2 protein-coding genes are annotated in these 10,798 nt (G+C 64.8%); both read right to left on the bottom strand.

The features are described 5' to 3' along the window. Positions 1-4,469: amino acid adenylation domain-containing protein (locus ACRESD_RS06350; protein ID WP_431750146.1), on the bottom strand; the 4,469-nt coding region annotated here is incomplete at its 3' end. After that, positions 4,466-10,798, bottom strand: a 6,333-nt coding sequence (locus ACRESD_RS06345; RefSeq protein WP_431750145.1) for an amino acid adenylation domain-containing protein, incomplete at its 5' end; no start/stop codon positions are given. The genes ACRESD_RS06345 and ACRESD_RS06350, both read right to left, overlap by 4 nt.

Genomic DNA, 10,798 nt, shown 5'->3' with positions numbered 1-10,798 from the left:
GTCTGGAACACCGGACTATGAGCCAGGCTGCGCACCGGACGGATGATTTCCACCACCTGTTCGAACGGCAAGTCCTGATGGGCCTGGGCCGCCAGCGTCAGGCCCTTGACCCGCGCCAGCAGCGCCTCGGTGCTCAGCTCGCCCGAGGTGTCGATACGCACGGCCAAGGTGTTGACGAACAACCCGATCAGCCCTTCCACCTCACTGCGCGTGCGGTTGGCCACTGGCGTGCCGATCACCAGGTCCTGTTGCCCAGACAGCCGCGCCAGCAACGACGCCCAGGCCGTCATCAAGGTCATGTACAGCGTGGTGCCATGGCGTTGGCTCAACGCCTTGAGCCCGGCGGTGAGGCGTTCATCCAGACGCACGGCGACGCTGCTGCCAGCGTAGTCCTGCTGCACAGGCCGTGGACGGTCGGTGGGCAGTGTGAGCAACGCCGGTGCGCCATCCAGCGCCTGCTGCCAATAGGTGCTTTGGCGATGCAGCACTTCGCCGCTCAACCACAGACGTTGCCACACGGCAAAGTCGCTGTACTGGATCGGCAGCGGTGGCAGCGGGTCGGGCTGGCCATGGCTGAACGCACGGTACAGCGCCATCAACTCACGGGTCAGCACGCCCATGGACCAGCCATCGGAAACGATATGGTGCAAGGTCAGTAACAGCACATGGTGATCGTCGGCCATCACCACCAGGCGCCCACGCAGCAATGGGCCGCGCTCCAGGTCGAACGGCGCCGACGCTTCACCGTGGATCAAGGCGTCCAGCGCCTGTTGCGGTTGTGGGTGGCGGCGCAGGTCCTGCACTTGCAAGGGCAACATGTCCTCGGCCGGAACGATCAGCACATGGGCCTCGTCGCCGTGCTGGGCAAAACGGCTGCGCAGGGTGTCATGCCGTGCGACGATCCGCGCCAGCGCCCGTTGCAATGCCTCCACATGCAACTGTCCACGCAGGCGCAGGCCGATGGGGATGTTGTAGGCGGTGTTGGCGCCTTCCATCAACGCCAGGAACCATAGGCGCTGCTGGGCGAAGGACAGCGGAATGTCTTCATCGCGATTGGCCGGGAGGATATCCGGCAAGGTGCTGCGTCCGGCGCGGGCCAGCACGTCGGCAACCGCGGCCAGTTCGGCGTTGGCAAATAGATCACCGAGCAGCAATTCGACGCCCAGGCGCTGGCGGATCTGCGACACCATGCGCATCGCCAGCAACGAATGCCCGCCCAGTTCGAAGAAATGATCGCGGCGCCCTACCCGCTCAACCTGCAATACATCGGCCCAGATCTGCGCCAGCACGCTTTCGATTTCACCGTGGGGTGCCTCGTACTCACGGGTAAACACGGCGGCCATGTCCGGTGCCGGCAAGGCCTTGCGGTCGAGCTTGCCGTTGGCGGTCAGCGGCAGCGCCTGCAGTTTCATGAAGGCGACCGGCACCATGTAATCCGGCAGGTGCGCCACCAGATGGGCGCGGATGTCGCCTACGGTCAGCGGGTCCAGCTGTGGGTTTTCGGTGAAGTACGCCACCAGCCGCTCGTCACGCACCAGCACCACGGCTTCGAGGATGCCGGGCAACTGGTTGAGCTGGGTTTCGATCTCGCCCAACTCGATGCGCACACCGCGGATTTTTACCTGGTCATCGTTACGGCCCAGGTACTCGATATTGCCGTCCGCCAGCCAGCGCACCAGATCGCCGGTACGGTACATGCGCCCGCCGTTGAACGGGTCTTGCAGGAAGCGTTCGGCGGTCAGCTCCGGGCGGTTCAAGTAACCCCGCGCCACGCCCTTGCCGCCCACGTACAGTTCGCCCGCCACACCCAACGGCACCGGGCGTTGCTGTTCGTCCAGCACATACACCGTGGCGTTGGCCACGGGTTTGCCGATATGCAGCGGCTGCCCCGCCTCGACCTTGCCGGAGGTGGCGACCACCGTGGCTTCGGTGGGGCCGTAGTTGTTGATCAATTCAAAGCGCTGGGCTCGGGCAAACTGGCGCAGGCGATCGCCACCGATCAGCAAGGTGCGCAACGTGGGATGTTCGATCTGCTGACTGAAGGCATATTCGGCAACCGGCGTCGGTAGGAAGCACACGTCCAACGGTTGCGCACACCACCACGCCAGCAGCGCGTCGATGTCCTCGGCGCCGTCATTCGCGGGCGGCAGGTGCAGGGTCGCGCCCACACACAGCGCCGGCCACACTTCCCAGGCCATCGCGTCAAAACCGAACCCCGCCACGCTGGCGGTGTGGCGCCCGGCACACAGGTCGAAGGCGCGGCAATGCCAGTCCACCAGATTGGCCACGGTGTGATGCTCCACCATCACGCCCTTGGGCAGGCCGGTGGAGCCGGAGGTGTAGATCACATACGCCAGGTTCGACGGTGTGACCGCGACCGTAGGGTTGCTCGCCGAATGGTGCTGCCAGGTGTAGCGATCCAGGTTGATCACCGGCACATCCAGCACCGGCAGGCGCTCAAGCAAGGCGTGCTGGGCCAGCACCGCTACCGGGGCGCTGTCGGTCAGCAGGTAGTTCAGGCGCTCGGCCGGGTGGGACGGGTCCACCGGCACATAGCAGGCACCGGCCTTGAGGATCGCCAGCAACCCGGCCAAGGTGTCCAGGCCTCGGCGGGCGACGATGGTCACGCGGTCGTCGGGCCTCACGCCCAGGGCGAGCAAGTGGTGGGCCAGCAGGTTGGCTTGCTGGTTCAGCTCGGCATAGGTCAACTGCCGGCCTTGGTGCACGGCGGCGATAGCCTCGGGCGTGAGCGCGGCTTGGGCTTCGATGCGAGCGTGCAAGGTGGTGCCTTGGGGGAAGTCAGCCTGGGTCGCGTTGAACTGTTGCAGCAGCTGTTGTTGCTCGGCGGCGGGCACGACCGAAACCTGATTGAGTGGTGTGTGTGGCGCCTGTTCCAGCGCGGTCACGAGGTTTTCCAGGGCGGTTTGCAGGTAAGCGCAGACGCGCTGCGGGTCCACCAAGGTGCTGGCAAGCAAGCTCAAGCCAAAGCCATCGCCCAGGTCATCCACGCTCAAGGTCAGCGGGTAGTTGGTGCGTTCTTCGGCACTGAGCGCCACGATGCCTTGCCAGGCTGACACGGCGGCGGCACTGGCGGTCGGGGCACTGTGGCGATAGTTGAGTAACGCACTGAACAGCGGCGTCGGCGCCACCACGCCGCTGCAACGCTGGGCCAGGGCCAATGCGGCGTGTTCGTGGCGCAACAGCGTGGTCAGCCGCGCGTGGGTGGCCTTGACCCCGGCGCGCACGTCTTCGACGCCCACGTCGACGCGAAACGGCAAGGTGTTGATGAAGATCCCCAGCGCCCGATCGGTGTCATGGCTGCCTTGCATACGGCCCATCAATACCGTGCCGAATACCACCTGCTGTTTACCGGCCAGCACACCCAGCACTTGCGCCCAGCCCATGTGGAACAGGCTGGCGGCGCTCACCCCCAGTTGCCGAGCTTGCGCACGCAAACGCTGCCCCAGCGCCGGCGCCAGCGGCAGGCTGACTTCGGCAATCCCACGGGCATCGCCCTGCACATCCTGCAGGCCAAACGGCAAGGTCGGCTCACTGATGTCGCCGAGCATCTGGCGGAAGAAGCCCTCGTGCTCCTGCTCGCTGATCCCCAGGCGCGCCTGGGCCACGTAGTTGCGAAATGGCACCGCCTGACCTAATGCTGCGCCCTGCCCCAGCAGGCACGCCTGCAGTTCATGGCACACCACTTCCAGGGCGCTGTGATCGAGGGCCATGTGGTGGAACAGCAAGGTGGCGACGATGCGCTGATTGGCCGGATCTTCGGCACGCACCAGACGCAACAGAGGCGCCTGGGTCACGTCGAGGCGATAGTGGCGCGCATCGAGCAACGCGTGCAGCTGCGCGGCGATATCACCGTCAGCCGGGTCCAACTCCAACGCCTGTACCGGCAGCCGCGCCTGACGCCAGACCACTTGCGACGGTTCCTGCAAACCGTCCCAGACCACGCCGGTACGCAGGATGTCATGGCGGTCCATCACGCTTTGCAGGGCTTGGGCGAATGCGTCGAAACGCGCCAGGCTGTCGAATGCAAACTGCGATTGCATCACATACGGATCGCCCTGTTCGGCGCTGACGTGGTGGAACAGAATGCCTTCCTGCAATGGCGCCAGCGGGTAGATATCCTGGACATTCGCCACGCCGCCCTCCACCGTGGCGACGATGCGGTCGATCTCGTCCTGGCTCAGTGTCGACAGGGTGAGCATGACCGGGGTGATGCGCTCGGCGCCCGCCGGGATGCCATTGGCGGGGACTTCCACTTCGCCAGCCTTAGTCGCCGCGTACTCGCCGGCCTTGATCAACTCGATCAGCGCCGGTTTGTGCTCGCGCAATGCGGTGAGGATCGCCGGGTCGCCCAGCGCTTGTTTGTTGCCTTGCACCGACAACTGCTCGCCTTTCAGCGCCAATTGGATGTCCTTGGTTTTCAGCGTCGCCAACAGCTCAGAAATGCTCACAGGACGATCTCCATTCGTTCAGTTATAGCGGCGTAGCCGGCCAGGGTCGGCTGTTCGAACAGCGCCCGCACATCGGCTTCCAGGCCTTCCTGGCGCAGGCGTCCGATCAAGCTCACGGCCAGCAGCGAGTGCCCGCCCAGTTCAAAGAAGTTGTCATGGCGCCCGACCCGCTCTACGTTGAGCAGCTCGGCCCACAGCTTGGCCAGGAGGATTTCGGTGTCACCTTCCGGCGCCGCGTACTCGCGCACGATCAGTGCGTCCATACCCGGCGCTGGCAAGGCCTTGCGGTCGAGCTTGCCGTTGGGGCTCAGCGGCAGCGCGTCGAGGTGCATGAACAACGCAGGCACCATGAAGTCCGGCAGATGCTGCAGCAGGTGCGCGCGCAGGTGTTCGATATCGGTGGGTACGCCCGTGTAGTAAGCGACCAGCCGGTCTTCGCGGGCGACCACGGCGGCCTCGTTGACCTGCGAATGCTCCAGCAGCCGCGCCTGGATTTCGCCCAGTTCAATGCGCAGGCCACGGATTTTCACCTGGTCATCGTTGCGGCCCAGGTACTCGATATTGCCATCGGGCAGGTATCGGCCGACGTCACCCGTGCGGTACATGCGCCCGTCGTTGAACGGGTCGTCGAGGAAGCGCTCGGCGGTCAGCTCAGGACGATTCAAGTAGCCACGCGCCACTTGCACGCCGCCGATAAACAGCTCGCCGACCACGCCCAACGGCACTGGCTGCAACTGCGCATCCAGCAAGTACATGCGCGTGTTGGCAATCGGCTTGCCGATCGGCGTGTTGTCCGGCACGTCGGGGCGCATGCAGCTCCAGGCGGTCACGTCCACCGCCGCTTCGGTCGGGCCATACAGGTTGTACAGTCCGATCCCCGGCAATTGCTGTTTGAAGCGCCGTACCAGACTGCCCGGCAAGGCTTCGCCACTGCACATCACGCGTACCAGCCCGGCCGCCTGACTGACATCGCCATGGGCCAGGAAGACATCCAGCATCGACGGCACAAAGTGCAGCGTGGTGATGTGTTCGGCCTCGATCACTGCACACAGGTACTCAGGCTCTTTATGGCCACCCGGGCGCGCCATGACCAGGCGTGCGCCGGTGAACAGCGGCCAGAAGAACTCCCACACCGACACGTCGAAACTGAACGGGGTTTTCTGCAGCACCGCGTCATGGGCCTTGAGGCCGTAGGCGTCCTGCATCCACAACAGGCGGTTGACCACCCCGGCATGTTCATTGATCACGCCTTTGGGCTGGCCGGTGGAGCCGGAGGTGTAGATCACGTAGGCCTGATGCTGCGCCGTAAGGCCCGCAACCTGTGGGTTGCTCGCGGGCTGCTGTTGCCAGGTGCTGTGGTCGAGGTCGATCACCGGCACATCGCCCAGCAACGCACGGGTTGCGCCTTGCGCCAACACCACCACAGGCGCGCTGTCTTGCAGCATGTAGGCCAGACGCTCACGTGGATACGCTGGGTCCAGCGGCACATAACCGCCGCCGGCCTTGAGGATCGCGAACAGGCCAATGACCATGTCCAGGCCACGCTCGACGCAGATGCCCACCCGCGAATCCGGCTGCACGCCGAGTTCACGCAGGTGGTGGGCCAGGCGGTTGGCGCGCTCGTTCAGCTCGCTGTAGCTCAGGTACTGGTCACCGGCCTTGACCGCCACGGCCTGCGGCGTGCGTTCGACCTGGGCCTCGAACAGGCCGTGCAGGGTTTGGTCGAGGTTGTAGTTCACCTCGGTCGAGTTGAACGCCACCAACAGTTTTTGCCGTTCCTCGGTATCCAGGATCGGCAGACGGTTGAGTGCCTGATGCGGCGCCTGCTCCAGCGCTTCAACCAGCCCGGCCAAGGCAGTCTGCACGTAACCACACACCCGCCGCGCATCGAATTGCGCCAGCGCGGTGACGTCGTAACCATCGCCCAGATCATCCACGTTCAAGGTCAACGGGTAGTTCGTGCGGCCGTCGTTGAGTAGCGTCTGCATGCCTTCCCAGGCCTGCTGCGCCTCGGCCGATCGCGTTGCCACGCCGCGATGGCGATAGTTGAGCATCGAGCTGAACAGCGGTGCCGGCGCCGCCACGCCGCTGCAACGCTGGGCCAGGGCCAGGGACGCATGTTCATGCCCGAGCAACGCGGTAAGCCGCGCATGGGTGGCACGGACGGCAGCGCGTGCGCCTTGCTCGTCGATGTCAAGGCGCAGCGGCAAAGTATTGATGAACACACCCAGTGCGCGGTCGGCGCCCTCGCCACCTTGCATTCGACCCACCAGCACGGTGCCGAACACTACGCTGTGGCGACCCGAAGTGGCCGCCAACACTTGGCCCCAGGCCAGGTGGAACAGGCTCGCCGTGCTCACGCCGAGCAAACGCGCCTGGGCGCGCAGGCGGCGATTGAGGTCGCTGTCCAGGCGCAGGCAGTGCTCTTCGATCGCATTGCCGTCGCCACGCACATCCTGCAGGCCGAAGGGCAACGTCGGCTCATCGACATCACCGAGCATCTCGCGGAAGAACGCTTCGTGCTCCTGCTCGCTCACGCCCAAGCGCGCCTGGGCCACGTAGTTGCGGTACGGCATCGGCGCCGAAGTCGGGGCGGCCAGACCAAGCAAGTAACCCTGCATTTCACGCAGCACCACGTCGAATGCGGTGTGGTCGAGGGCGATATGGTGATAGAGCAGCACCACCACCACGCGTTGATTGGCCGGGTCCTGAGCGTACTTCAAGTTGATCAAGGGTGCCTGACTGATATCCAGGCGATAGCGCCGCGCATCGAAACGCGCATGCAGGCCGGCCAATACATCGCCTTGCAACTGCAGCTCTTCAAGCGGCAATTCAGCCTTGCGCCACACCACTTGCAGCGGTTGTACCAGGCCTTGCCAGACTACGCCGGTGCGCAGGATGTCATGGCGGTCGATGACCTGTTGCAGCGCCTGGGCGAAAGCGTTCAGGCGCTCGACACTGTCAAACGCCAGGTGCGATTGCAGCAGGTACGGGTCGCCCTGCTCGGCGCTGATGTAGTGGTACAGAATGCCTTCCTGCAGCGGCGCCAACGGGTAAATATCCTGCACATTGGCAGCACCGCCGGGTACTTGGCTGACGACGTGGTCGATAGTCGATTGATCGAGGTCCACCAGAGACAACATATCCGGGGTGATGCGCGCGCAATCAACAGCAATGCGGTTGGCCGGCACCTGCACTTCGCGGCCACTGCCCACGGCGGCAGCCAATGCGGCCAAGGTCGGCTGGCCGAACAATACGCGCACATCGGCGCTCAGGCCCACCTGGCGCATGCGTTCGATCAGGCTGACCGCCAGCAACGAATGCCCGCCCAGCTCAAAGAAGTGGTCATGACGACCGACTTGCTCCACCTGCAACACCTCGGCCCAGATCCGCGCCAAGGTGGTTTCAACCTCGCCTTGGGGCGCTTCATAGTCACGGCTGAACAAGGCGGCTTGATCCGGCTCCGGCAGGGCCTTGCGGTCCAACTTGCCATTGGCGGTCAGGGGCAGCGTGTCGAGCTTGACGTAGGCCACTGGCACCAGGGCGTCGGGCAGTTGGGCTTGCAGTTGCTCGCGCAGGCGCTCGATAGCCTGGGGGTTGTGCTCGGTGAACCAGGCCACCAAGCGACCGTCACGCACCAGTACCACCGCTTCGGCGACACCGTCCAAGGCCGCCAGGCGGCTTTCGATTTCGCCCAATTCGACCCGCACCCCGCGCACTTTCACCTGGTCGTCGTTACGGCCCAGGTACTCGATATTGCCGTCTGGCAACCAGCGCGCCAGGTCGCCGGTGCGGTACATGCGCCCTGGATTGAACGGGTCTTGCAGGAAGCGCTCGGCGGTCAGGTCCGGGCGATTCAAGTAACCCCGTGCCACACCGCTGCCGCCCACATACAACTCACCGGCCACACCCACCGGCACCGGGCGCAATTGCCCATCGAGCAAGTAGGTATGGGCATTGGCAATGGGCCTGCCGATGTGCAACACCTGCCCGGCGCGTACGCGGCCGGAGGTGGCAACCACCGTGGCTTCGGTGGGCCCGTAATTGTTGATCACCGCAAAGCGCCGCTCCTGGGTGAACTGGCGCAGGCGGTCGCCACCGATCAGCAGGATGCGCAAGGTCGGGTGCAACAGGTTCTGGCTGAACGCGTATTCGGCCACTGGCGTCGGCAAGAAGCTCACGTCCAGCGGCTGTGCCAGCCACCAAGCCAGCAGTTCATCAATGTTTTCATTGCCGATGTTGGCTGGCGGCAGGTGCAGGGTCGCCCCCGCACACAAGGCCGGCCAGACTTCCCAGGCCATCGCGTCAAAGCCAAAACCGGCGACGCTGCTGGTGTGGCTGCGCGCATCCAGGCCAAAGGCCTCGCCATGCCAGTGCACCAGGTTTTCCACGGTACGGTGTTCCACCATCACACCCTTGGGCTGGCCGGTGGAGCCGGAGGTATAGATCACATAAGCCAGGTGCGCCGGGGTCAGGGCCAGCGGTTGTGGGTTGCTGACGGCGTGGTGCTGCCAGCTGTCGCCATGCAGGTCCACCGTGCTCACCGCCCCCAGCTGGCCACGGGTACTGGCCTCGGCCAACACCGCCACCGGGGCGCTGTCCTGCAGCAGGTAGGCAATACGCTCAGCGGGGTAAGCCGGGTCGATGGGCACATACCCGGCGCCGGCCTTGAGAATGCCCAGCAGGCCGACCAGCATCTGTGGGCCGCGACGGCAACAGATTGCCACGCGATCATCTGGCTGCACGCCCCGTTGCAACAAGTGATGAGCCAATTGATTGGCGCGTTGGTTGAGTTGCTGATAGGTCAGGGATTCGCCGTCTTGCTGCACGGCAATCGCGTCGGGTTGACGCTCGACCTGGGCTTCAAAGGCACCGTGTACGGTGTGCCCCGTGGGGAAGTCCGCCGCCGTGGTGTTGAACTCGCGCAGCAGGGTGTCGCGCTCCGCGGCCGGCATAATGTGCAAGCGGCTCAGGGCTGCGGTGGCGCTGCTTTCCAAGGTCGTCACCAACTGCTCCACGGCGCTGTGCATGTAGCCGCACAGCCGCTGGGCGCCGATCTGTGGCAGCGCCAGTACGGTCAGGCCAAAGCCTGCGCCCAGGTCGTCCACGCTCAAGGTCAGCGGATAGTTGCTGCGTTCTTCACCGCCCAACAGCTGCACGCCTTCCCAGATACCGTGGCCGTCACGGGCCATTTCGCCGGGGGTGCTGTGGCGGTAATTGAGCAGTGCGCTGAACAGCGGCATGGACGTCGCCACCCCACTGCAACGCTGGGCCAGGGCCAAGGAGGCATGTTCGTGGCCGAGCAAGGCACTCAAGCGTTTATGGGTGGCCTTGACCGCATCGGCAGCACCGACGGCCACATCCACCCGCAGAGGCAAGGTATTGATGAACATCCCCAACGCACGGTCGGCGCCTTCGCCGGCCTGCATACGGCCCATCAACACGGTGCCGAACACCACATCGTCGCGACCGGAGACCAGCCCCAGCACCTGGGCCCACGCCAAGTGCATCAGGCTCGCCGCGCTGACGCCGAGCAACCGCGCTTGTTCACGCACGCGCAGCGCCAGGGTGGCATCCAAGGGTTGTTCGGCCTCTTCGATATCGCGGCCGTCGCCCTGCACGTCCTGCACACCAAACGGCAAGGTCGGCTCATCGACATCGGCGAGCATCTCGCGGAAGAACTGTTCATGTTCCGTCACGCTCACACCCAGGCGGGCCTGGGCCACGTAGTTGCGAAACGGTGCGGCGGCGGGCAAATCATCGGCCTGGTTGAACAGGAACGCACGCATCTCCTGGCCGACCACCTCCATGGCGGTGTGGTCCAGTGCCAAATGGTGGAACAGCAGGATGGCCGCGACTCGATTATTCGCCGGGTCCTGGGCGTAAACCATGCGCAACAGCGGTGCCTGGGTGATGTCCAGGCGGTAGTGACGCGCATCGAAACGGGCGTGCAATTGCTCGATGACGCTACCGTCGGCCGGGTCCAGGGCGACTTCCTGTACCACCAGCTGTGCGTCGCGCCACACCACTTGCACCGGGCTGTCCAGGCCTTCCCAGACCACGCCGGTGCGCAGGATGTCGTGGCGCGCGACCACCTGTTGCAGCGCGCCCATGAAGCCGTGCAAGCGCTCAAGGCTGTCGAACGCCATGCGCGATTGCAGCAGGTACGGGTCACCCTCCTCGGCGCTGATGTGATGATAGAGAATACCTTCCTGCAACGGCGCCAGCAGGTAGATATCCTGCACATTCGCCGCGCCGCCCGGGACGCTGGCGACGATCCGGTCGATAGCGGTTTGATCCAGTTGTACCAGTGTCAGCATCGACGGATC

Source organism: Pseudomonas sp. (assembly GCF_050739995.1).
Taxonomy (GTDB): domain Bacteria; phylum Pseudomonadota; class Gammaproteobacteria; order Pseudomonadales; family Pseudomonadaceae; genus Aquipseudomonas.
This window is presented reverse-complemented; position numbering and strand designations above follow the sequence as displayed.